This is a genomic window from Ensifer sp. LC11 (genome assembly GCF_001695835.1).
GTDB lineage: Bacteria > Pseudomonadota > Alphaproteobacteria > Rhizobiales > Rhizobiaceae > Ensifer.
Genome location: NZ_MBSO01000023.1, coordinates 15,307 through 37,483, shown reverse-complemented (window position 1 = coordinate 37,483; position 22,177 = coordinate 15,307). Strand labels below are relative to the sequence as shown.

The following is a 22,177-nucleotide window of genomic DNA, read 5'->3' as shown; positions in this document are numbered from 1 at the left end:
CCTCAGGCCTTGTGCGGGCCGCCGCGCCAGGCGCACAGCACATGGTCAAGCGACAGCCTGCCGGGGCCGGAGGCCATGAGGCCGAGTGCCATCGCCGCCCAGGTGATGTGGATGGGCCAGCCGTCCGGCACGGTCAGCTGCACGACGGCTGTCATCGCCAGAAGGCCGAACGCGGCAAAACGCGTTGCCAGACCGAACACCAGCAAGATGGGTAGAAGGATCTCGGCTGAGCCGGCAGCAAAGGCCATTACGGTCGGGGCAGGGTAGGGGTAGGGGCCGCCGGGAAGATGCAGCTGGAACTCTGAGCTGAAAAGCAGCACCGCGACGTCGTTCAATTGCAAGAACCCGTCCCACTTGCTCATGCCGGACCGGAAGAACGGCACGGCAAGGCCGAAGCGGAGGACGAGCTGAGCAAGCCAGAGAGGGGCGAGTGCTGCCACCGCCCGGTTGGCGCGACGGATCCAGTGCGACAACTCAGTGGCGTTGACGCTGCGCGGGGAGCTGGATGCGGACATCATGATTTCATCCTCCGTGATGAATGGCCGAGAAGGCGCCGGCCTTGAGCGCCGTTGCGATGACGCTGGCGAGGTCGAGCGTTGGGCAGTGGTTTGTTGCTTCGGTTGCCGCGGCCGCGAGCGGAACACCTGACAAAAGCCGGTCGAGCAGAATGTCGGCGCCCGGTGCGAGGTGGCGGACAGCCACCTCCAATTCGGGGCGGGTGATCAGTGCGCTTTCCGGTGCCGACGTCTCGATCCGGCCGACGGGCGCACTTGTCCGATTGGCGGCAAAGATCGTCACGGCCGGATAGGCGGAGCGGACAATCCGGGTCGCCGGATGGCCCGTGAATACGGCCGCGCCAAGCCGGTCGGCGGGAATGGCGGCGAGGGCATCGGGCGTCAAAGCCGGCGCATCTGCTGCATGATAGGCGTCGAGCCAGGCGCGTTCGATCCGCGCCACATCGGCAAGCCAGGGCATGGATTGCGCGTAGTCGTAGCGAGCGATGAAATCGGGAAAGTCCCGACCGTATTCGAAAAGCAGCGGCGAGGTCGGGGGCGTTTCGCGCACATGAAAACGCGCCATGGCGCGAAAGAAGGACTCGCCGGTGATGCGCTCTGTCGCCGGAAAGGTCGCCGCCAGCGCCTCGATCAGGCTGACGGTGACGTTGTTGCGGTAGACGTTGAAGCGCTTCACCGCCGCCTTGCCGTTCGGGCCGGAGACGAGCATCGGCGTCCGGCGCTCCGGATCGAGAAGCGGTTGCACGAAACCGGCCGCGTAGCCGCTGCCAGCATCGTTCGGTGCGATCGACATTTTGTCAGGCGCTTGCACGGATCTTCTCCCGTGACGGCGCCCGTGCGTGGCGGTCGAGGATCCGTTGCGCCGCCGTTGCCTCGCGCTTCAGCACCGGCCAGTCGGGAATGGCGCTGTCCCATTCGATCAGCGTCGGGATAGGGCCACTCCGGGCGATGACCAGCTCATAGAGTTTCCAGACCGCATCGGCGACCGGTCCGTCATGGCTGTCGATCAAGAGCAGTTCGCCTTCGTCGTCCTGCTGCTCCGTATGTCCGGCAAGATGGATTTCTCCGACATGTTCCAGCGGAAAGTCACCGAGATAGTCGAGCGCGGAATAGCCCTGGTTGGTGGCCGAGACGAAGACATTGTTGATATCGAGCAGCAGCCCGCAGCCGGTGCGCTGCACCAGGTCGCGGATGAACGCCGTTTCGCTCATCGTCGATTCGGTGAAGGTGACGTAGGTCGACGGGTTCTCGAGCAGAAGCCGGCGGCCGATGGTCTCCTGAACCTCATCGATATGCTCGGCAACGCGCGTCACCGTCGCCTCGGTGTAGGGCAGTGGCAGGAGATCGTTGTAGAAGGTGGTTTCGTGGGTCGACCAGGCGAGATGCTCCGAGACAAGGGCAGGTTCGTAGCGCTCGACCAGATCCTTGAACCGAGTCAAATGGGTCTTGTCCAATGCTTGCGGCCCGCCGATCGACATGCAGACACCGTGCAGCGATATCGGGAAATCCTCGCGGATCCGTGCAAGCGCCGCATGTGGCGGGCCGCCGGCGCCCATGTAGTTTTCCGCATGAACCTCGAAGAAGCCGCCGGGCGCGTCGTCGGCGAGGATCGCCGGCAGATGCTGGTGCTTGAAGCTGGTGCCCGCCAGCCCGGCGATTGCGTGGTTCGGGAACCGTTGGTTCACCAATGCAAGCCGACTGCCGTTATCCGTTGAAACGCTCATTGCCCATCCCGTTCCCATTCTTGTCGTGTTCGGTGGCGAACGTCCTCGGCCCGCCACCGTTTCAGGAGACTTGCTTGCGGACCGGTTGGCGTTTGCCCCGCTCCGCGCTGTGGTGGATCAGGACGGCATGTCGCGGGTCAGCGGCTCCGGCGAGCCCTTACGACCGTCAGGCAGTTCCATCGTCGTGCAGGTGCCGCCATCGACGAACTTCCAGGCGTTGCCCTGATAGTCGACCGTGGACGTCGCCTGGCAGGTCGTGCCGGGTCCGGCTGCGCAATCGTTCTGGCCCTTGAGGGCGACGCCGAAGCATTTTTCCTTGCCCGCATCCATCGCGCTTTTGACCTGCGCTTCCGTGAGCGGTGCTGCGGTCGCGAACGTCGACAGGGCGGCAGCGACGGCGCTTGCCAGCATTGCGCTGCTGATCGTGGACTTCATCGACATTGTAGTATCTCCGTGTTGAACTCATCCCGTGCGTCCTGTCTCAGGCGCACATTGGGTCTTTCGTCGCGGAGACAGGTGGCGTTACATAACGTTGGCAACACGCTTTCGTGATGTGTTCGCGAGCGGTCACGATCATGTCAGCCGGCTGACAGCCGGTGGGTTTTTTGGGATGAACGTGTAACAAACGCCCGGAATCGGCGAATGGGGAGGAAAGGCGCGGGTGAGCGGCGCGGACGACGAACATCTCGCAAGTCTTCTTCGCGGGGCCGTGGCCGGCGACGAGAAGGCCTATGGCGACTTCCTGCGCGACGCAGCACTTGTGATTCGCGGCTGGGCACGGCGATGGACCGTGGGCGGCGGTGTCGATGCGGAAGATATCGTCCAGGAGGCGCTGCTGGCCGTACATATCAAGCGCCACACTTGGCGGGACGATGCGCCTGTTATCCCCTGGCTCCATGCGATCGCCCGGCACAAATTCGTCGACGCCGTGCGGCGACAGGCTCGCCGCCCGACTGTTGGCATCGCGAAGTTTGAAGAGACGCTTGCAAGCGCTGAGACGGAAAGGGCCTGCGATTGGGAGATCGGCCGTGCGTTGGAGGGGCTCGCCCCGGGGCAACGCTCGGTCGTCAACGCGATCTCGGTCGACGGCTGCTCGGTCGCCGAGACGGCAAAGCGGCTGGACATGAACGAGACGGCGGTTCGCGTGGCGCTTCATCGCGGCCTGGCGGCAATCGCCCGCCGGTTTGGACGGGACTGATATGGATACGAACGACCTGATCAAGGCTCTTGCAGCGGACACCCGGCGGCCCGGATTGTCGATGAATGCCGCCTGGCTGGGCGCCGCAAGCGGGGCGCTCGCGCTCGCCGGGCTCGTCTTCTTTATAATGCTCGGGCCGAGGCCGGATATCGCCGCTGCCGTCGAGACGCTGCGCTTCCTGTTCAAGTTCGTGGTCACCATTGCGCTGGCGGCCGCGGCTTTTGCGGCGATGCGGGTCGCCGCCTGGCCGGAAGCCGAGTTGCGCAAGCTGCTACCCTATCTCTGCATTGCGCCGCTGCTGGTGCTCGTTGGTGTCGTACTGGAACTCGTCGCCCTGCCGTCTGATGCCTGGTCTGCAAAGCTAATCGGCACCAACAGCTTGCGTTGCCTGACTTTCATTCCGTTGATCGGGCTGGCGCCGCTCATGCTCTTCCTGCTGGCATTGCGCCACGGCGCACCATCCCGCCCGGCGCTTTCCGGTGCGCTGGCGGGGCTTGCCGCCGGCGGCATCGCGGCGACCTTCTATGCGGCGCACTGCCCCGACGATTCACCGCTCTTCGTCGCGACCTGGTACACGATCGCGGTTCTCGGCCTGACACTGCTCGGAGCCTTCGGCGCCCGTTGGGCTGTCCGCTGGTAGGGGCGCACACCAGCCACTGATCGGGCTGAAGCGGTGGCGAGAAAACAAAAAAGGCCGGCAATGCCGACCTTTTTCCCGTTCGCTGCGTCACACTGCCAGTACATCCGTGGTCAGGGTTTTCGCGCGAGCCGTGCCCGGAGCCTTCGGTTATCCCTCGGGCTCCACGGGCAATCCGTTGACGCCTATGTGTGGTGCCGGATGCAGGGTTTCAAGCCCTCGGCCGAAAATCGACCAACCGTTCGCCCCGGTGTCCTTTCAGATCTGCCTTAGCAATGGATGCCGACGCCGTGCGCATTCAGCATCGCGACGATCTGCTCGTCCGGCAGCTGATCGGTGACAAGGGCATCGATATCGGCAAGCGACGCAAGGCGCACGAGCGCCCGCCGGCCGAATTTGCTGCTGTCGACCGCGAGGATCACGCGTTCGGCCTGGTGCATCGCCGCCGACACCGCGGCGACTTCGGCATGGTCGTCGTCGCCGATGTCGCCGTCCTGGTCGACACCGCTGACGGAGATGATGGCGACGTCGAACTTGAACTTCCGGATGTAGTCGGCGGTCTCCTCGCGGAACACGCCGGCATCCACCTGCCGCACGAACCCTCCGGGCACGGCGACGGCAAAGTTGCTGCTTTCGCTCAGCGTGGTGGCGACGCGCAGGCTGTAGGTGACGACGCGCAGGTCACGGCGTTTCAACAGGCCCCGCGCGACGGCCTCGCACGTGGTTCCGGTGTCGAGGAAGACGGCGGCGCCATCGGCCACGAGATCAGCCGTCAGCTGCCCGATGCGCTCCTTCAGCGCGGCGTTGTCGATGCGTCGCTGGCGGTAGATATTGGGATCCACGGGGGTCGCGATGGTCGCGCCGCCATGCAGACGGCGAACCTTGCCTTCCTGCTCAAGCGCCATGATGTCGCGGCGCGCGGTCTGGGTCGTCACGCCGAACATCTCGGTGATCTCTTCGATCGAGATATAGTGTTTCTCTCGGAGATGCCGGAGAAGCTGGGCCTGCCGGCGTGTCTTCTTGTCTCCCGTCACAGCATCCCGATCGTCGTCCATGGCCCTCATCTCGTTCCCCCAGGCACGCCTTGCTAACATAGGGCTTCGACCAATCTCCAAGGAAATCGCCGGAGCGCCTATCCGCCGCGTGAAATTTTATGATGTTCGATCAAATGTTGTAAAACTGACATTTGACTCGCCTAATGTCTGAAATCGTACATTTCATCGAACACTTCCGCTCATCAACACCATCGCTATGAAGGTCTTGTGACGAACCGTGTTCGCATCGCGACATTGGAGCAGCAAAATGAGACAACGTGGACACGACCTCCGCGGGGTGCGGACACTTGCGCGCCTTGCCCAACCGCTTCGCCTGGTAACGGCGATCCTCCTGTGCGGAACGAGCCTGACGCTTTCGGCGGCCGAGGCGCGCGCCGCCGATGACAGCATGAAGATCCTGACGCTCAACACCTGGCTCGACCGCTTCAAGGCCAACCCGAGCGTCATGTCGGACTTCTTCATCAAGGGGAACTACGACATCCTGACCTTCCAGGAGTTCCGCGCCAACAGCACCTACGCGCGGGACATCCCGGGCATCCTGAAGAATGCAGGCCTCGGCACCTACGCCACACGCCAGGACGGCGATACGGGTGTGTTTTCGCGCCTGCCCGGCACCTACGGCGCCAGCACGCTCGGCGACATCGTGAGCTATACGGTTGTCGATCCGACCGCCAGCAAGCCGCAGGTGGTCGTCGGCACCACCCACCTCAACTATTACGACCCGCCAACGACCCGCATCAACGAGGCCAAGGGCATCAATCAATGGGCCAAGTCCGAGACGCGTCCGATCATCTTGACCGGCGACTTCAACGCCGGCGACGTCTCCGAGCGCGGCCTGCATTCGGTGAGCCAGCAGGAACTGCTCTTGAAGACCTACGTCAAGAGCCCCAGCAACAGCTTCTATCTTAGCCTGCTGCGCGACTACGCCAAGGACCACCAGAAGCTCGATGCCTATATCGCCGAGTGGAAGGGCAAAAGTGCCGCGGCGATCAACGCCTCGACGGTGCCTTCGGGTCTGTTTGCCGATGAAATGTATCCGGTTGCCGGCAACCTGCCGCAGACGATGAACATCCTGAAGAAGCAGTTTCAGCTGCTGCAGCTTCCGAACGAGCGCGAACAGTTTTCGCCGCACGCGCTCAACGATGGCAGCGTTACCTGGCCGTCGCACGGCGAAGACGCCACAAACACCTGGGCGAGCTGGCACCGGGTGAAGATCGACCATTTCCTGGCGTCGCGCCCCTTCGGCAAATGGTGGACGCTCAATGACGATCCGAAGGATCCCTATTCGGGCGTCATCACCGATGTCAGTTACGTGACCAATCCGGATGGATCGAAGACGCCGCTTTCGGACCACGAACCGGTCGCCCACACCGTGCGCTGGGTCGGCCCGGTGCTGCAGAACTATACCGATCCTGCGACCTCCGCAGCCAAGACCCGGATCGTCTGGGGGGATGAGGCATCGACCTTCGCGGAAAAGGGCAAGGTGTTCAACCTCAGCCGCAATAACATGCGCAACGACGTCTATCTCGGCCAGATTGCCGACGAGAACGGCCTGCCGATCCTTGCAGGCCTAACAGATGCCGAGAAGAAGACGCTGCTCGACTGCAAGAGCACCGACGCTCGCTTCCAGCAGGCGATCCGCGATTATTGCGTCGACGATCACTCGTTCATCGGCGAGACGCTGGTGACCGATGGCGGTACCGTGGTGGTCGAGGAGGATGCCGCGCTCGGCAGCGCTTCGGCCAAGCTCAGGCTCGACGGTGGCGCGCTCCGGATTGCCGGTCGCGACATGCACCAGATCAACCGCGATATCGTTCTTGAAGGTGCCGGCGGCGCGCTCGACGTCGCCGACGCGGCAAACGTCGTCGCCGTCAACAAAGCGATCAGCGGCGCCGGCGGCCTGACCAAGCTTGGCGCGGGTGCCCTGGTTCTCAACGGGCTGAACACCTATACCGGCGCGACCGTCGTCAAGTCCGGTCTGCTTTCGGTCCAGGGGTCGATCGCCTCGTCTTCGGGGCTGATCATTGAAAAGGATGGTGCGATCGGCGGCATCGGCACGTTCGGCAGCATCACGATTGCCGACGGCGGCGTGATTGCGCCCGGCAACTCGATCGGTACACTCAACATTGCTGGCGACATCGGCTTTGCGGCTGGCTCGACCTATGAGGTCGAGGCCAATGCCAAGGGCGAAAGCGACAAGATCGTCGCCACCGGCAGGGCAACGCTGAACGGTGGTTCGGTCCTGGCGCTCGCCGCCAACGGCAGCTACGCGCCGCAGACCCTCTATACGATCCTGACGGCAGCGGGCGGCGTGACCGGCACTTTTGCCGATGTCGCATCCAGCCTCGTCTTTCTTGATCCGATGCTTGGCTACGACGCCAACACTGTCACGCTGACGCTGAGCCGCAACGATATCCGCTTTGCCGATGTCGCAGCAACGGCCAACCAGCAGGCGGCAGCGGTCGAGGCAGAAAGCCTCGGCTTCTCCAATCCGGCCTATACCGCCCTCACCAACCTCGATCGCGACCAGGCGCGTTTCGCCTTCGACCAGCTCTCGGGCGAAATCCATGCCTCGACCAAGGGCATGCTGCTGCAGGATGGCCTACTGTTGAACACGGCTGCCACGAACCGCATCCGCGCCGCTTTCGGCGACGACAGCACCAAGGCGACGCCGGTGCTTGCCTATGGCGAGGGTGGCATTGAAAGCGTTGCGGCCGACACGGATCGCTTCGCCTTCTGGAGCCAGGCCTTCGGCACCTGGAGCGATACGGACGGCGACGGCAATGCGGCCGCCTTCCAGCGCAACGTTGGCGGCTTCCTCATGGGCGGCGATGGTCTGGTTGGGGACAACTGGCGCGTCGGTCTGTTCGGTGGCTATAGCCGCTCGTCCTTCGATGTTGTCGATCGTCGCTCGTCCGGCGACAGCAACAACTATCACGTCGGTGGCTATGCTGGCGGCGGGTTCGGGGCGCTGTCGCTGACGGCGGGCGCGACCTACAGCTGGCACCGCATCGAGACGACGCGAAGTGTCGCGTTCCCAGGCTTCGACGAGAGCCTGTCGGCAGCCTACGATGCCCGCACCGCCCAGATCTTCGGCGAGGCGAGCTATGCCGCGAGTGCCGGACGTTTCGAGTTCGAGGGCTTCGCCAACCTCGCTTATCTCAACCTCGACACGGACGATTTCCGCGAAAAGGGCGGGGCAGCGGCGCTTTCAGGCCGCTCGGACAACACCGACACGACATTCACGACGATCGGCGTGCGCACGTCGACCGACGTTTCCTTCGGTGAAACGGCGGCGGTTCTGAGCGGCACGGTCGGCTGGCGCCATGCTTTCGGCGATGTCGTTCCGACCTCCACGCTTGCCTTTGCCGGCGGCCAGGGCTTCACGGTCGGCGGCGCGCCGATCGCCAGAGACGCGGCGCTCGTGGAGGCGGGCATCGACTTCAAGATCGCCCCGGCTGCGACCTTCGGTGTCAACTACACCGGGCAGATCGCCTCGGGCGTCTCCGACCACGGCGTCAACGCCAAGCTGAAGGTGAGCTTCTAAGGGCGCGTCTGGGAACCATTGCAGGGGGCGCCAACGCCCTTTGCCCGAAACGTCGAACGCCGCGCGTGGCTTTTCACGCGCGGCGTTTCTTAAGAGCGGTCTTGTTCCCGTTTGGCCGATCAGATCCAGACCGTCCGGCCGGCGCCGTCGCAGCCAAGCGCGCGCAGGACGCTGGCTGGAATGTCGAGCATGGTCTCGCGGCCTGATGCCAGCAGGAACGACGCCGTCTGCGGTTCGCGGTAGGCGAGGATCTCGTCGCGCGAGGCAGCGGTATAGATGCCGCGCAGCGCCCGCAGGCAGCCGCTATGGGTGACGACGACGTGGTGCCGGCCGCGGTCGAGCGTGTCGAGCCAGGCTTTAAGGCGCGCTGCAAGCGCGGTCCGGCTTTCGCCGCCGGGCATCGAATAGTCGAAGGGGTCCGCGCTGTGCGCATCATACTGATCGGCAAGATCGCGTTCGATCTCGTCATGGGCAAGGCCCTCCCATGCGCCATAGGAGCGTTCCGCAAGCGCGGGCGCCTCGACAAAGCGATCGAACGGGATCGACCAGGTGTCGGCGAGGATCGATGCGGTCTGGCGGGCCCGGCCGAGCGGGCTCACCCAGAAGTCAAGGGATTCGCCTTCGGCAATCCGTTCGGCGAGCCTGAGGCCGACGGCGAGCGCCTGGCGCACGCCATTGGCGGTAAGCGGCGTATCCTTGCGGCCCTGCAGGCGGCCGGCGACGTTCCATTGCGTTTCGCCATGGCGGATGAGGATGAGGCTTGGAAGATCTTTGGTCATGCGGAACTCGGGAGGCAGCGATCTGGCGATGGCTGGAACGGGAGGGGTGGCGTCCGCCGGCCAAAACCGGCGGACGCGCGTCGTGTTCTTTAGTTGGCGAGCCATTGTGCCGATGACGGCTTGAGGCCGAGCGTCGTCGCAGCTCCGGGCTCGAGCAAAGCGTCGCCGGAGTGGAAGGGCGCATCGATCAACACGGTCGCAGCCCCGATCCGCACACCGTAGCGCACGGTTGCCCCCAGGAATTCGCGATGGGCGATGATGCCTTCGAGGGCGACGGCGCCGGGCTCGAGGCTCCCGATCGTTGCATATTGCGGACGGAAGACGAGCTTGGCGCCGCTGGGCACCTCGGTCCCCGCCGGGATCGGAATGGAGCCGCCACCCACGACCTCGAAGTTCCTGTTGGCACCGCTGCCCGCCACCTTGCCGTCGAGGATGTTGGCGGTGCCCAGGAAGTTGGCAACGAACAGGTTGGCGGGTTTTTCATAGAGCCCCATCGGTGTTCCCACCTGCTGGATGCTGCCCTCGTTGAAGACGGCGATCCGGTCGCAGACGGTGTTGGCCTCTTCCTGGTCGTGGGTGACGAAAATCGTCGTCAGCTGCAACCGCTGCTGCAGCTCGCGCAGCTCACGTCTGACTTCGACGCGCATCTTGGCGTCGAGGTTGGAAAGCGGCTCGTCGAGCAAGAGCACCTTCGGCTCGATGGCGATGGTGCGGGCAAGCGCGACGCGCTGCTGCTGGCCGCCCGAGAGTTGCGACGGCCGGCGGTCGGCGAGATGCTTGAGACCGACAAGTTCGAGAGCCGCCTGGACCCGGCGCTCAATCTCGGCGCGCGGCAGGCGACGTTCTTCCAGGCCGAAGGCGACGTTGGCAGCGACCGTCATGTGCGGCCAGAGCGCGTAGGACTGGAACACCATGCCGATGTCGCGCTTCCACGGCGGCATGTCGAGCACGTCCTCTCCGCCGATGACGACCTTGCCCTTTCGGGCATTATTGAAACCGGCGATCAGCCTTAGAAGTGTGGTCTTGCCGCAGCCGGACGGACCGAGGAAGGCGAAGAATTCGCCCGGCTGGATTTCGAGGTTGATGTCCTTCAGCACGTGCAGCGCGCCGTAGTAGAGATTGACGTCGCGGATGCTGATCGCCTTGGCGGGGCCGGCGGCGAGAGCCGCGCTGTTGATATTCATTGTCATTTATTCCTCCCGAGTTATTTCGCCGTCCCGAGCGCCTTTTGGCGGCGTTCGATGACGTAGTGGGACAAGAGCGTGCAGAGCGCGACCAGGATCACGGCGATGACGCCAAGCGCTGCGCCTGGGCCGCGACCGGCCGGCGATTGCATGAAGACGTAGAGCCCGTAGGCGATCGGCGCGTCCGAATTGCTCTGGATCAGCATCAGCGTTGCCGACAATTCGACCGCAGCGGTCGAAAAGCTGGTGACGAAACCGGCCAGCAGGCCGCCCGTCATCAAGGGCAGAACGATGCGGCGGATGGTCCGCTGCTTGGTCGCGCCGAGGTTCTCCGCCGCTTCTTCCAGCGATTCCGACACCTGCTGCAGGGCTGCGTAGCAAGCGCGCAGCGCATAGGGCAGGCGGCGGATGGCGAGCGCCAGCACCACCATGACCCAGAGTGTTGCGAGCGGCGTACCATCAGGCAGCGTGATGCCGTAGAAGGTACGGAGATAGCCGATACCGAGGACGACGCCGGGGATGGCGAGCGCTGCCGTTGCCGCCCAGTCGAGCCAGCGACGGCCGATGACCTTGGTGCGCAGTACCAGATAGGCGATGGCGCCGCCGATGACCACGTCGATCAGGCCGGCGAGGCTCGCATAGATCAACGTGTTCTTGATGTAGAGCGAGCTTTCGCCGAAGACGCGGCCGTAATGCGCGACGGTATAGGCGTCAGGCAGCGGGCTGAACGACCAGACGGTTGCGAAGGAAAGCAGCAGCAGGCCGATATGCGGCGACAGCACGAGCAGCAGGATTAGCGCGACGACGCCATAGGCAATCACGCTCTCGCCACGGCTGAGCTTGCGCCTCGAGAGGCCGCCGCCGCCACGCTGCACCGTCGAGTAATCCTTGCCGCGCATCGCGACCGCCGACAGCCACATGGCAAAGATCGAGACGGCGATCAGGATGACCGAAATGACATAGCCCATCGGGTCGGTAAGGCCGACCGAGGTGACACGCAGATAGGCCTGCGGCGCCAGCATGTCCTTGACGTTGAGAAGCAGCGGTGTCGCCAGATCGTCGAAGACCTTGACGAAGACCAGCGACGCACCGGCGAGATAGCCGGGCATGGCGAGCGGAAAGACGATGCGGCGGAACAGGCGGAAGCCGGAGGAGCCGAGGTTCTGTGCCGCTTCCTCCATCGACCGGTCGATGTTGCGCAAGCTGGTCGACAGGTTGATGAGGATGAAGGGAAAGTAGTGCAACGATTGCACGAAAATGACGCCGTTGAGCCCCTCCATGAAGGGGATGCGGATGCCGAACCACTCGTTGAGCAATAGGTTTACGGTGCCATTGCGACCGAAGAGGAGCTGCATGGCGACGGCGCCGACGAAGGGCGGCATGATCAAGGGCACGAAGCCGAGCGTCTGGATGACAAGCGAGCCGCGGAAATCGAAGCGGGTCGTCAGCACCGCGAGCGGCAGCGCAATGGCGCTCGCCCAGACGACCGACATGCCGGACACGTAGACCGAGTTGAAGAAGGACCGCCGGAAGAGGTCGGTGTTGAAGAAGTCGACGAAGTTGACGATGGTGAGCGCACCGGTGCCTTTCTCGGTGAAGGCGGTGTAGATCACCGTGCCGGCGGGAACGACCAGGAAGATCGCCAGGAACAGGGCGATCACCGAGACGGCCAGGATCTGGCCAGGTTTGGCCGCGGCTGGCCTGATGGGAATGGAAGCGACGAGTGCCATGGGGCAGACTCCGGAGTGAGTTCAGCCAGCCCGGCGCGCGTTCACGCGCCAGGGTCGGCGAAGCTGTGATGTTGTGGGAGCATGACCGCCCGCCGGTGCGGGCAGGCGGTCGCTGTCGTCGGTTAGTCGACGAGGTTCAGGGCTTCTTCAGCCTTGGCCTTGGCGGCAGCGTATTTCTCCGTCGCGAAAGCCGCCCACTTCTGTTCCAGTTCCGCCTGACGTGCGGTCTTCTCCTCGCCGCCGGTAAAGGCGTCGCGGGTCTCCTTGCTCGCCGCTTCCTCGGCGGTGATCGGCATGGCAGCAATCAGCGCCTTGGCTTCATCGAGAAGGCTGCGAGCGACCGGCTGTTCGTTTGCCGCAAGCGCCTTTTCCGCCTCATGGATTGCCTTGGTGGCGCCCTTGAGGTTTTCGAGCTGGAAGGAAATGAGCTGGTCGAACAGCGTGTCGACAACGTCGGTGCGCTTCTTCGAGACGTCGGAATCGAACGTGATCATCGACTGGAAGCGCGGATCCTTGAAGGGGTTCGGGAAGCCCTCGGGCGCCTTGGCGTAGAGCGCGGGATTGATTGGCAGGCGGCGGATCGCCGGCTCGAGCAGGACGGCCTGGCCCTTTTCCGACAGCAGATAGTTGACGAAGGCTTCGGCACCCGCCTGGTTTGGGGCGTTGGCAACGATGCCGATATTGGCCGGCACGACCGTGGTGACCGAAGGATAGGCGAAGCTGACCGGGAAGCCGCTTGCCTGGGCCGAGAAGGCGAAGAAGTCGATCACGATGCCGATCCCGGTCTGGCCGGAATTGACCGCATCCGGAACGCCGAAGGAGCGCTCGGTCACCTGCTGAAGATTGCCGCCGATGCCCTTCAGCGTGCCCCAACCCTTGTCCCAGCCTTCGCCCTGCAGGATCGTCTCGATCGTCAGATGCGTCGTGCCGGATCGCGACGGCGCAGCGATGGCGACATGGTCGTAATAATCAGGCTTGGCGAGGTCGCTCCACTCGGCCGGCTTGGCCAAGTTGTTGGCCTCGAGATAACGGTCGTTCGACATGATGCCGTAGCCGGACGCGGCAAAGCCGAAATAGTAGCCGTCCGGATCGTTCACCGGATAGGAGCCGACCTTTTCCGGAAGGCCGGTCACCGACGGGGTGAATTTGGTGAGCAGCTCCTTACTCTTCAGGCTGTCGAAGGCGTCGGGTGCCGACGCCCAGAACAGGTCGACCTGGTTGTTGACCTTGGTCTCGTCGATATACTTCACGCCCGAGCTGGTGCTCTTGTTCTGGACATCAAGGGTGAAGCCGGGATTGGCGGCCTCGAAGCCGGCCTTGAACGGATCGGTCACGTCCTTAGAGAACGAGGTGACGATCGTCACCTTGCCGCCGTCCTGCGCATGGGCCGTCACGATGAACGCAGCCGACATCAGCATCGCTGCCGCGATGGTTTTCAACATAGGTATCTCCTCCCAATAGGCCGCCAGTGCTTGGCGGCTGTCCTATTGAGAGCAAGGGCCGTGCCAGATCGAAAATCCCGGAAATCCGGGCACTTCCACATCAAGATGGGTAAGAAAGGTAACATCGGGGCCCGCAAGGCGGGGTCAAAAGGGTAACATCACCCTTCGTCGCCATCGCCCCGGGCGTCGATGTTGTACTTGCGCATCTTCAGATAGAGCGTCTTGCGGGAAATGCCGAGCGCGTCGGCCGTCGCCCCCACTCGACCGTCGTGCCTGGCAAGGCTGTTGAGCAGGATGGTGCGTTCCAGCCGATCGAGCTGCGCCTCCAGGGTCTCGTTGCTTGCCGCAGCGGTGTCCGGGCCCGGGCGATCTTCGAGCCCGAGGACGAAACGCTCGGCGACATTGCGCAGTTCGCGCACGTTGCCGGGCCAGGGCCGGGCGTTGAGGTCGGCCAGGAGATCCGCATCGACCGGAGGCGGCGTGCGCCCCTGTCGCTTGGCGGCAAGGCTGAGGAAATGCTGGAAAAGCAGGCCGACATCACCCTTGCGGCGCGCGAGCGGCGGCAGTTCGACGCGGGCGATATCGAGGCGGTAGGCGAGGTCTTCGCGAAACTCTCCGCGACGCGCGGCGTCGTGCAGATCAGCCTTCGTCGCCGCCACCACGCAGATGTTGACCGGCAATTCCACGTTCGAGCCGAGCCGTTCGATGACGCGCTCCTGCAGGACGCGCAGCAGCCTGACCTGTGCGGCGAGCGGCATCGACTCGATCTCGTCGAGAAACAGCGTGCCGCCATCGGCATATTCTATTTTGCCGATGCGTTTTTCCCGCGCGCCGGTAAACGCGCCGGCCTCGTGGCCGAAGAGTTCGGATTCGAGCATCGTTTCGGGGATGGCGCCGCAGTTGACGGCGACGAACCGTCCCTTGCGGCCGCTGAAATCGTGGATGGCTCTCGCCGTCACCTCCTTGCCGGTGCCGGTGTCGCCGATGATCAGCACATCGGCGGCGGCGGCGGCGATGCGCTGCAGCTTTTCACGCAGCGCCACCATCGGCGCCGAGTGCCCGATCAGCCGCGTCTCCCAGCCGTCCTTGTCGACGGATAGACGCAGCCGGCGGTTTTCGAGCAGCAGGCGCCTGTGGTCGCGGGCTCGCCGCACCGTCTCGATCAGATGCACCGGCTCTGCCGGCTTTTCTAGGAAATCCCAGGCGCCTTCGCGCATGGCGCGCAGCGCCATCGGGATGTCACCGTGCCCGGACATCAGGACGATCGGGATATCAGGATCGATCTTGCGCACGGCCGCGACCAGATCGAAACCGTCGTGGCCGGGCATGCGAACATCCGAGACGATCACGGTCTGGCTATCGGCACGCAGGCCCGCGAGTGCGGAGACGACGGAACCGTGCGGCGCGACGCTGAAGTCTTCGAGCTCCAGGACCTGGCAGCAGGCCTCAAGAACGCTGGCGTCGTCGTCGATCAGGATGATGTCGGCTTCCGGTCTCATTCCGGTCCTTTCAGGGATACGAGGAATTGCGTGCCGCTTGGGCCGGTGTCGAGGATCGCAATGTCGCCGCCGAAATCCTTGACGATGTTGTAGGAGATCGACAGGCCGAGACCGAGCCCCGAACCCACCGGCTTGGTCGTGAAGAAGGGATCAAACACGCTGCTCAGGTTTTCCGACGCGATGCCGTGCCCTGTGTCGCCGACGATCAGCCGCGCGTTGCCGTCGGCCGCTTCGATCGCAACGCTGACACGACGCTCGGGTCGGTCGGTGACGGCGTCGAGCGCGTTGCCGACGAGGTTGACTGCGACCTGTTCGAGGCGCACCGGCTCGGCCATGACCATGACCGAGCGCCCCTGCGGCAGCGAAAGGTCAAGCATCACGGCCTCCTCCTCGAACCGGTGTTCGAGCAGGCTCAGCGCGTCACGCACAGCGGCAGCCAGATCGACCGGCCGCAGTTGCGCGTCCGGGCGCCGGGCGAAGCGCCTGATATGGCTGATCTGGTCGGCCATGCGGGCCGTCAGCCCCTTCATCTTGTCGAGGTTGGTGACGGCCTGCTCGCCCTTGCCACGGCCGATCAAGGTCCCCGCGCTGTGAATGTGGGCGCGAAGGGCTGCAAGCGGCTGGTTGAGCTCGTGGCCGATCCCGGCCGCCATCTGGCCGAGGGCCGCAAGCTTTGCCGACTGGACCAACTCGTCGCGGGTCTGGCGAAAGAGGGTGAGGGCGCGGGAGAGATCGCCGAGTTCATCGGCCTCGGGGGGCGGGATAGGAGCGGCCGGCCGGCCGCCGCTAATGGCGCCTGCGGCGCTCGCGAGCAGCCTTATGCGGGTGAGCAGATTGCGGTGCACGTAAAAGAAACCGATGGCGGTCGCGACAAGCACAGAGAGGATGGCGATGGCAAGCAGCAAGCTGCGACCGGTCTCGATTGCGGCTGCGGCGCGGCGGGCGGCATCGCCGGCGCTGGCCTCGATCGCCACCACTTCCGTCTCGATCTTGCGTCCGAGCTCGTCGACGAGCCGACCGTTTTCGCTGGCGAGATCGGCAAGCGTTGCTGCGTGCAGCATTTCCGAGCGCTTGCGGTTGGGGATGCCCGTCAGGGCATCGGATTGGTCGAGAATGCGCTGCGCGAGTTGCCGCACGGTGATGCTGTCGGGCCAACCCTCCAGGGAGCCGATGCGGCTCGCCAGTTCGTCGGCACTATCGCCGAGGAAAGCGTTGGTTTCCTGCACTTCCTCCTCGGTCGCGGCGTTGACGAGGCGGCCGATGAGCCCGGTCGCAAGGTTTGCCTGCGAAACGACTGTCAGCAGTGCTTCGCTTTTCTGCTGCTCGGCAAGGGCCGCCGAGCCCTGCCCTTTTCGCGTCTCCGCCTCGATGTTGAAGCGGATGTCATCAACGAGCGGATCGGCCTCTTCGAGAAGGTCGGTCTGCACCCAGCGCAACTCGTCGATATCGGACCGCATCGCCTCGCGCAGCGTGAAACGTTTTCCGGCCGCCAGATCGATCTTCTTCAGGTTCGCGCCGATTGCTTCGGCCAGCGGCAGAAGGGCAGCGGTGCTGGATTGCGCTGCGTTTTCTTCGAGCAATGCGCGGAGCGCGGCCAGACGGATGCTGTACGTGCTTCGAACCTCGTTGTATTCCGTGCGGCTCTCGGCGCCGGCAAGCACTGAGGTCACCGAGCCGATATCGGCTCCGGCCTTCGACAGGCGCGACGCAAAGGCGAGCTGCGGCATCTGCTCGTCAGTCATGCGCGACAACTCGCCGGAAAGCCGTTCGTAGGATAGCCAGCCGACAATACAAGCTCCGACGGCCAGGCCGACGATTGCGACGAAGGCGAGCACAAGACGGGCACCGATGCCGAATCGCCATTGCGGACGCGGCGCAGTCGCTTGGAGCGTCGCCTCCATCATTGCCGCCACGGGCGGAAGTTGACATTGCCGCCCGGCCGGGCAGCCGCGGAGAGTAGTCCTTCTGCTTCCGCCAGATTCTGCTCGATTCGTGCACGTAGCTTGTTGGCCAGGTCCGTATGTGCAGGGGAACGCGCAACGCCGCGTGGCCACTCGCCTTGCAGAGACGAAGCAACGTTCTCGACCTCCCTGGTCGAAAGGGGCGGCGTCGCCAACAGGCCTTGGGCCCTCGCAAGCATGCTCAGCCGCTGCGCGTCTTTGATCTCCATCGCCTTCAGGTCCGCGGTCCTCTTCCACAGGCGGGCGAGCGTCGCCCGGCGGCGCACGATATAATCGTCGAACATGAGGTTGACGAGCCCGTATCTGCGCGCCGACAGGGCAGCGTCGAAGCCGCCGGATTTCAACAGGCGCGCGCCGTCCTCGGGTGGCAGCAGCCCGCTGCTGAGCGTGGGGTTGACGGGAATGCGGGCAATCGTCGGCGAAAGCAGGAGCTTCTGTCCCGGCTCCGAGAGCACGAAATCGACAAAGCGCTCTGCGGCTGGAACGTTGCGCGCCCTCGACAGGATGGCGATGCTTGCCGGTACGAACACCGTATCGGGCGGCAGGACGAAGACGTTGCCGGCGCCGGCGAAATCCGGCGAACTGGCGAGAAAATCGATGGTGATGCCGATGCTGAAGCGCCGCTGCGCAACGCCGGAGGCCACCCCGAAGCTGCGGGCGGTAACCGTCGAGAGATTGCCGCCAAGCTGCGACAGCATCGCCCAGCCTTCCTCCCAGCCATAGGTTTGCAACAGTGCTTCGACGATCAGATGCGTCGTGCCCGAACGGGACGGTGTGGTGATGCCGATCTGGCCGGAATAGACGGGGTTCAGCAGATCCTGCCAGGCACGAGGAACGGGAAGTCCGTTCTGGGCGAGGTGGGGTGGATTATAGACGAAGCCATAACCGGACAGCGCAAAACCGAGGTAGTAGCCCCCAGGGTCGTTTACCGGATAGCCGAACACCCGCTCCGGGGCGCCGGTGTTGCGAGGAGCGATCGGGCGCAGGCTGCCGTTGCGCTTCAGGAGCTCGAAAGCGTCGGTCGCAGACGCCCAGAAGACATCGGCCGGAACATCCGTCTTCTCGATCACGAAGCGGCTGGCGCTTGCCGTATTGCGTTGAACGATCGACACGCGGATATCGGGATGACCACGTTCGAAGGCCGCGCGGTACGGTTCGAAAAATGACGGCGGATAGGAGGTGACGACGACGAGATCCTGCTTTTCGACCGCGCGGGCGGCGCCTGCCAGTGCAGTCAGGCCAAGCAAAATCAGCGGCAGAATGGCCGCGCCAACAACGAGCCGGAATCTGGTCAATTCACTCCCACCGCATTTCACCGGCCGATCGTTGTCGGTCAGGTTCCTGCGGTCCCTCCCAACGCCGTCACCGTTTCGCGGCATGGCACCGCCGGTGATCGAGGCGCCACTTTCTACGAAGACGGTGCTGTCGTAAACCCCAGGGACACCTCCGGCGACTGTTGCAAACAGGCCGCAGCCGCGACCATTGGCGCCATGGCAAGATTTCTGCACTTGGCGGTTGCTGCCGATTCGCCTATAGGTGGTCTTCCGGCAACCAATCAGGGAGGTTTCAAAAGATGCCAGCTTTTTCTTTCTCCCTACGGGGCGGCGTACAGTTCTGATCTGGACTGAGAAAGGCGCTTCCGCCTTTCCGTCACATCCGGGTCAGACTTTGTTTCGCTGACCTTGGCCTCTTCCCTCCGCGGGACATGGCCAAGCCAATGATGCCGCATCGGAAGCTGGGTTCCTTTTCACGGCATATTTCATTCTGAATTCGATTTGAGGCCGGTGCACGCGCATCGGGCAATTGTTATGGCTTTTACTCGTTTGGACTTGCGCGGCGGCGCGTTCCGCAGCGTTCTTGGTTTTACGTGGGCTCACTGGAAGGGGCAGCCGCTGCGGATCACGGTGATCCTCGGCATGGTGCTGCTGTCGACGCTTGCCGACGTGCTGACGCCGCTCTATTCGGGTCGGCTCGTCGACGCCGTCGTTTCCGGGGCGGCAGCAGATCAGCTTGCCTGGGATGCGGCGATGGCGGCATTCTGGATGCTGATGGCGCTCTCTCTCGGTGCGATCATTCTCAGGCACTTCACTTTCCTAGGGGTCACTGATCTGACGCTGAAGATGATGACGGACATCGCGTCCGCCGCCTTCTTCCGCATCCAGCGCTTCTCGACGGACTGGCACGCCAACAGCTTTGCCGGCTCGACGGTGCGCAAGGTGACGCGCGGCATGTGGGCGCTCGACCTTCTCAACGACACCTTGCTGGTCGCTCTGTTCCCGTCTGTGGTGATGCTGGTCGGATCGACCGTTCTGATGTCGTTCTACTGGCCGATGATGGGCGTCATCATCGGGATCGGGTCGATCGTCTTCATCCTGATGACGGTCGTGCTGTCGCTCGGCTATGTTGCACCGATGGCGAGCCTTGCCAACCGGTGGGACACCAAGCTCGGCGGCGCGCTTGCAGACGCGGTGAGCTGCAACATCGTGGTCAAGGGCTTCGGCGGTGAAAGCCGCGAGGACGCACGCCTGGCCAAGGTTCTCGCCAAGTGGCGCGACCGCACGCGCCGCACCTGGATCCGCGGCACGACCAACGGCACGTCGCAGGGCGCCATGCTGCTCATCCTGCGCGCGGCAGTGATCGGCTTTGCGCTGTTTCTGTGGTCCCGCGGTCAGGCGACGGCAGGCGACATCACCTTCGTGCTCACCTCGTTCTTCATCCTGCAGGGTTACCTGCGTGAAGTCGGGCAGCACATCCGCAACCTGCAGCGCTCGATCAACGACATGGAAGAACTCGTCGACATCCATGGCCAGTCGCTCGGCATCGACGACAGGGCCGACGCGAAGCCGATCCGGATCACCGACGGCCGCATCGAGTTCAAGGAGGTGACGTTCCACTACGGCGCGCACCGCAAGCCGCTCTACGACCGGTTCTCGGTGACGATCCGGGAGGGCGAGCGTGTCGGTCTCGTCGGGCATTCCGGTTCGGGCAAGACGACCTTCGTCAAGCTGATCCAGCGTCTGCACGACCTGAAGTCCGGGCAGATCCGGATCGACGGCCAGGATATCGCCTCGGTGACGCAGACGTCGCTGCGCCAGCAGATCGCGATCGTCCAGCAGGAGCCGATCCTGTTCCATCGCTCTCTGGCGGAGAACATCGCCTATGCGCGGCCGGACGCCACGCAGAGCGAGATCGAGAAGGCGGCCAAGCTTGCAAGCGCGCACGACTTCATCACGGCGCTGCCGAAAGGTTACGGCACGCTGGTGGGTGAGCGCGGCGTCAAGCTCTCGGGCGGGGAGCGCCAGCGTATCGCCATTGCGCGTGCGTTCCTGGCGGACGCACCGATCCTGATCCTCGACGAGGCGACCTCGAGCCTCGATTCGGAATCGGAGGTCTTGATCCAGCAGGCGATGGAGCGGCTGATGCTCGGGCGCACGACGCTGGTGATCGCGCACCGCCTCTCGACCGTCAGGGCGCTCGACCGGTTGCTGGTCTTCGATCACGGCCGGATCGCCGAGGAAGGCACGCACGACGCGTTGATCCGCCTCGACGGCGGCATCTACCGCGGCCTCTTCGAGCGCCAGGCGCTGGAACTGACCAAGGGCCTGGTGCTCAACGACCAATAGGGTCTTTAAAAGCCTTTCGCCGCGCCACACCAGGCGCGGCGGAAAATCCATCGCCTACCGGCTGAGCCAATGCTCGATGCCGTGCGCCGCCGCCCGGCCGGTTGCAAAACAGGCGGTCAGCAGATAGCCGCCGGTCGGCGCTTCCCAGTCGATCATCTCGCCAGCGACGAAGGTGCCCGGCAACGCCTTCAGCATGTAACCGTCATCGATCGCGTCCCACATCAGCCCACCGGCCGAGGAGATCGCTTCGGCGCTCGGGCGGGGTCGCACGAGCGGGATCGGCAGGGTCTTGATCAGGGCAGCCAGATCCGGCGGGCTCATGCGGCCGGCTTCGGCCGCAAGTTCACGCAAGAGGGCAGCCTTCACGCCTTCGATCCCCGCGCCCTTGCGCAGCCGATTGGAAAAACTGGTTTTGCTGTCGAAACGACCAAGGTCTTTCTCCAGTCTGGCAACGCTTCGCCCCGGCGCAAGATCGACCAGAAGCTTGGCGGCCTCCCCTTTCAGAAGGCGGTCCCTGAGCACGGCGGCGTGGGCGTAGACGAGACTGCCTTCGATGCCGTTTTTGCTGACGACGAATTCACCGGGCACGGTCCCGGCCTCGGAGGTTGCGGTAACGCCCTTGAGCGCAGCACCGGCGAAACGATCGCGGAAGGCTTCGCTCCAGGTGACGTCGAAACCGCAATTGGCTGGCCGAAAATCCGCAAGGCGGACGCCCTTCGCCTGCAGCCACGCCGGCCAGACGGCGTCCGATCCAAGGCGCGGGTAGCTGGCGCCACCGAGGGCAAGCAGGGTGGCATCGGCACGGACGCGCTTTGCGCCATCCGGCGTTTCGAAAACGAGCTTGTCGCCGTCAAAACCGATCCAGCGGTGCCGCGTCAGGACTTCGACCCCGCGGCTTTGCAGCGACTTCAACCAGGCGCGCAGCAGGGGCGAAGCCTTCATCGTCGTCGGGAACACGCGGCCGGACGAGCCGACGAAGGTCTCGGTCCCGAGTCTCGCTGCCCACTGCCTGACATCGTTGGGCGTGAAGGCATCAAGCGCCGCGCGCAACCGTGGAGAGGCGCTGCCGAAGCGTTCGGCGAAGGTGGCATAATCTTCGGAATGCGTGATGTTCAGGCCCGACTTGCCGGCGAGCAGAAACTTGCGCGCGACGGTCGGCATGCTGTCATAGACGGTCACGGCATGGCCGCGCTCCGCCAGAACCTCGGCCGCCATCAGCCCGCTTGGTCCGCCACCAACGATGGCGATCTGCTTCTTCTCCATGCGCTTGCCCGGTGCCCGAT

At 64.2% G+C, this 22,177-nt stretch carries 17 protein-coding genes; 4 read left to right on the top strand and 13 right to left on the bottom strand.

Features of this window, described 5'->3' with window-relative positions:
• Window positions 1-2: 2 nt before the first annotated feature.
• From BBX50_RS16515 to BBX50_RS16500, 4 genes are all read right to left on the bottom strand, one after another.
• Window positions 3-518, bottom strand: coding sequence for a DoxX family protein (locus tag BBX50_RS16515; RefSeq protein WP_065776417.1), 516 nt, complete (start codon window positions 516-518; stop codon window positions 3-5).
• A 4-nt stretch (window positions 519-522) separates the two neighbouring features.
• Window positions 523-1,308: a DNA-binding domain-containing protein gene (locus tag BBX50_RS16510; RefSeq protein WP_065776416.1), complete on the bottom strand. Its 786-nt coding sequence runs from the start codon at window positions 1,306-1,308 to the stop codon at window positions 523-525.
• A gap of 4 nt (window positions 1,309-1,312) precedes the next feature.
• Window positions 1,313-2,239, bottom strand: a complete 927-nt coding sequence (locus tag BBX50_RS16505; protein ID WP_065776415.1) for a DUF692 domain-containing protein — start codon at window positions 2,237-2,239, stop codon at window positions 1,313-1,315.
• A gap of 117 nt (window positions 2,240-2,356) precedes the next feature.
• Window positions 2,357-2,680 carry a DUF2282 domain-containing protein gene (locus BBX50_RS16500; protein ID WP_065776414.1) on the bottom strand — a complete coding sequence of 108 codons (324 nt, stop codon included), beginning with the start codon at window positions 2,678-2,680 and terminating at the stop codon, window positions 2,357-2,359.
• Window positions 2,681-2,900: 220 nt separating this feature from the next.
• Between BBX50_RS16500 and BBX50_RS16495 the strand changes: the two genes are divergently transcribed.
• Window positions 2,901-3,437, top strand: coding sequence for a sigma-70 family RNA polymerase sigma factor (locus BBX50_RS16495; RefSeq protein ID WP_065776413.1), 537 nt, complete (start codon window positions 2,901-2,903; stop codon window positions 3,435-3,437).
• Window position 3,438: 1 nt separating this feature from the next.
• Window positions 3,439-4,077 (top strand): NrsF family protein, encoded by a 639-nt coding sequence (locus BBX50_RS16490; RefSeq protein WP_065776412.1) that lies wholly within the window; start codon window positions 3,439-3,441, stop codon window positions 4,075-4,077.
• Between the two features lie 266 nt (window positions 4,078-4,343).
• Here BBX50_RS16490 and BBX50_RS16485 read toward each other — a convergent pair whose 3' ends face one another.
• Window positions 4,344-5,138, bottom strand: a complete 795-nt coding sequence (locus BBX50_RS16485; RefSeq protein WP_065776411.1) for a DeoR/GlpR family DNA-binding transcription regulator — start codon at window positions 5,136-5,138, stop codon at window positions 4,344-4,346.
• Window positions 5,139-5,376: 238 nt separating this feature from the next.
• Here BBX50_RS16485 and BBX50_RS16480 point away from each other — a divergent pair, with 238 nt between their 5' ends.
• Window positions 5,377-8,676, top strand: a complete 3,300-nt coding sequence (locus BBX50_RS16480; protein ID WP_083213706.1) for an autotransporter domain-containing protein — start codon at window positions 5,377-5,379, stop codon at window positions 8,674-8,676.
• 119 nt (window positions 8,677-8,795) lie between these two features.
• Here BBX50_RS16480 and BBX50_RS16475 read toward each other — a convergent pair whose 3' ends face one another.
• The 7 genes from BBX50_RS16475 to BBX50_RS16445 form a co-directional block, all read right to left on the bottom strand.
• Window positions 8,796-9,455: a histidine phosphatase family protein gene (locus BBX50_RS16475; protein WP_065776410.1), complete on the bottom strand. Its 660-nt coding sequence runs from the start codon at window positions 9,453-9,455 to the stop codon at window positions 8,796-8,798.
• Window positions 9,456-9,544: 89 nt separating this feature from the next.
• Window positions 9,545-10,639: an ABC transporter ATP-binding protein gene (locus BBX50_RS16470; RefSeq protein WP_065776409.1), complete on the bottom strand. Its 1,095-nt coding sequence runs from the start codon at window positions 10,637-10,639 to the stop codon at window positions 9,545-9,547.
• 20 nt (window positions 10,640-10,659) lie between these two features.
• Window positions 10,660-12,369 (bottom strand): iron ABC transporter permease, encoded by a 1,710-nt coding sequence (locus tag BBX50_RS16465; protein WP_083213705.1) that lies wholly within the window; start codon window positions 12,367-12,369, stop codon window positions 10,660-10,662.
• A 122-nt stretch (window positions 12,370-12,491) separates the two neighbouring features.
• Entirely contained in the window at window positions 12,492-13,811 is a 1,320-nt protein-coding gene (locus tag BBX50_RS16460; protein WP_065776408.1) for an extracellular solute-binding protein, read from the bottom strand.
• A 158-nt stretch (window positions 13,812-13,969) separates the two neighbouring features.
• Window positions 13,970-15,310, bottom strand: coding sequence for a sigma-54 dependent transcriptional regulator (locus BBX50_RS16455; RefSeq protein ID WP_065776407.1), 1,341 nt, complete (start codon window positions 15,308-15,310; stop codon window positions 13,970-13,972).
• Window positions 15,307-17,211 carry an ATP-binding protein gene (locus tag BBX50_RS16450; RefSeq protein WP_065776406.1) on the bottom strand — a complete coding sequence of 635 codons (1,905 nt, stop codon included), beginning with the start codon at window positions 17,209-17,211 and terminating at the stop codon, window positions 15,307-15,309. The genes BBX50_RS16455 and BBX50_RS16450 overlap by 4 nt, the downstream gene beginning before the upstream one ends.
• Window positions 17,211-18,566: an extracellular solute-binding protein gene (locus tag BBX50_RS16445; RefSeq protein WP_065783810.1), complete on the bottom strand. Its 1,356-nt coding sequence runs from the start codon at window positions 18,564-18,566 to the stop codon at window positions 17,211-17,213. Before BBX50_RS16445 ends, BBX50_RS16450 begins: the two co-directional genes overlap by 1 nt.
• 513 nt (window positions 18,567-19,079) lie before the next feature.
• Here BBX50_RS16445 and BBX50_RS16440 point away from each other — a divergent pair.
• On the top strand, window positions 19,080-20,894 hold the full coding sequence (locus BBX50_RS16440; protein WP_065776404.1) for an ABC transporter ATP-binding protein: 1,815 nt from the start codon (window positions 19,080-19,082) through the stop codon (window positions 20,892-20,894).
• A 54-nt stretch (window positions 20,895-20,948) separates the two neighbouring features.
• Here the strand turns inward: BBX50_RS16440 and BBX50_RS16435 are convergent, their stop codons facing one another.
• On the bottom strand, window positions 20,949-22,157 hold the full coding sequence (locus BBX50_RS16435) for a TIGR03862 family flavoprotein (protein WP_065776403.1): 1,209 nt from the start codon (window positions 22,155-22,157) through the stop codon (window positions 20,949-20,951).
• Window positions 22,158-22,177 lie beyond the last annotated feature (20 nt).

Bases quoted from the DNA above. Each gene is read 5' to 3' on its own strand.
- BBX50_RS16515 (WP_065776417.1), bottom strand. From the start codon at position 518: ATGATGTCCGCATCCAGCTCCCCGCGCAGCGTCAACGCCACTGAGTTG.
- BBX50_RS16510 (WP_065776416.1), bottom strand. From the start codon at position 1,308: ATGTCGATCGCACCGAACGATGCTGGCAGCGGCTACGCGGCCGGTTTC.
- BBX50_RS16505 (WP_065776415.1), bottom strand. From the start codon at position 2,239: ATGAGCGTTTCAACGGATAACGGCAGTCGGCTTGCATTGGTGAACCAA.
- BBX50_RS16500 (WP_065776414.1), bottom strand. From the start codon at position 2,680: ATGTCGATGAAGTCCACGATCAGCAGCGCAATGCTGGCAAGCGCCGTC.
- BBX50_RS16490 (WP_065776412.1), top strand. From the start codon at position 3,439: ATGGATACGAACGACCTGATCAAGGCTCTTGCAGCGGACACCCGGCGG.
- BBX50_RS16485 (WP_065776411.1), bottom strand. From the start codon at position 5,138: ATGAGGGCCATGGACGACGATCGGGATGCTGTGACGGGAGACAAGAAG.
- BBX50_RS16480 (WP_083213706.1), top strand. From the start codon at position 5,377: ATGAGACAACGTGGACACGACCTCCGCGGGGTGCGGACACTTGCGCGC.
- BBX50_RS16475 (WP_065776410.1), bottom strand. From the start codon at position 9,455: ATGACCAAAGATCTTCCAAGCCTCATCCTCATCCGCCATGGCGAAACG.
- BBX50_RS16470 (WP_065776409.1), bottom strand. From the start codon at position 10,639: ATGAATATCAACAGCGCGGCTCTCGCCGCCGGCCCCGCCAAGGCGATC.
- BBX50_RS16465 (WP_083213705.1), bottom strand. From the start codon at position 12,369: ATGGCACTCGTCGCTTCCATTCCCATCAGGCCAGCCGCGGCCAAACCT.
- BBX50_RS16460 (WP_065776408.1), bottom strand. From the start codon at position 13,811: ATGTTGAAAACCATCGCGGCAGCGATGCTGATGTCGGCTGCGTTCATC.
- BBX50_RS16455 (WP_065776407.1), bottom strand. From the start codon at position 15,310: ATGAGACCGGAAGCCGACATCATCCTGATCGACGACGACGCCAGCGTT.
- BBX50_RS16450 (WP_065776406.1), bottom strand. From the start codon at position 17,211: ATGGAGGCGACGCTCCAAGCGACTGCGCCGCGTCCGCAATGGCGATTC.
- BBX50_RS16440 (WP_065776404.1), top strand. From the start codon at position 19,080: ATGGCTTTTACTCGTTTGGACTTGCGCGGCGGCGCGTTCCGCAGCGTT.
- BBX50_RS16435 (WP_065776403.1), bottom strand. From the start codon at position 22,157: ATGGAGAAGAAGCAGATCGCCATCGTTGGTGGCGGACCAAGCGGGCTG.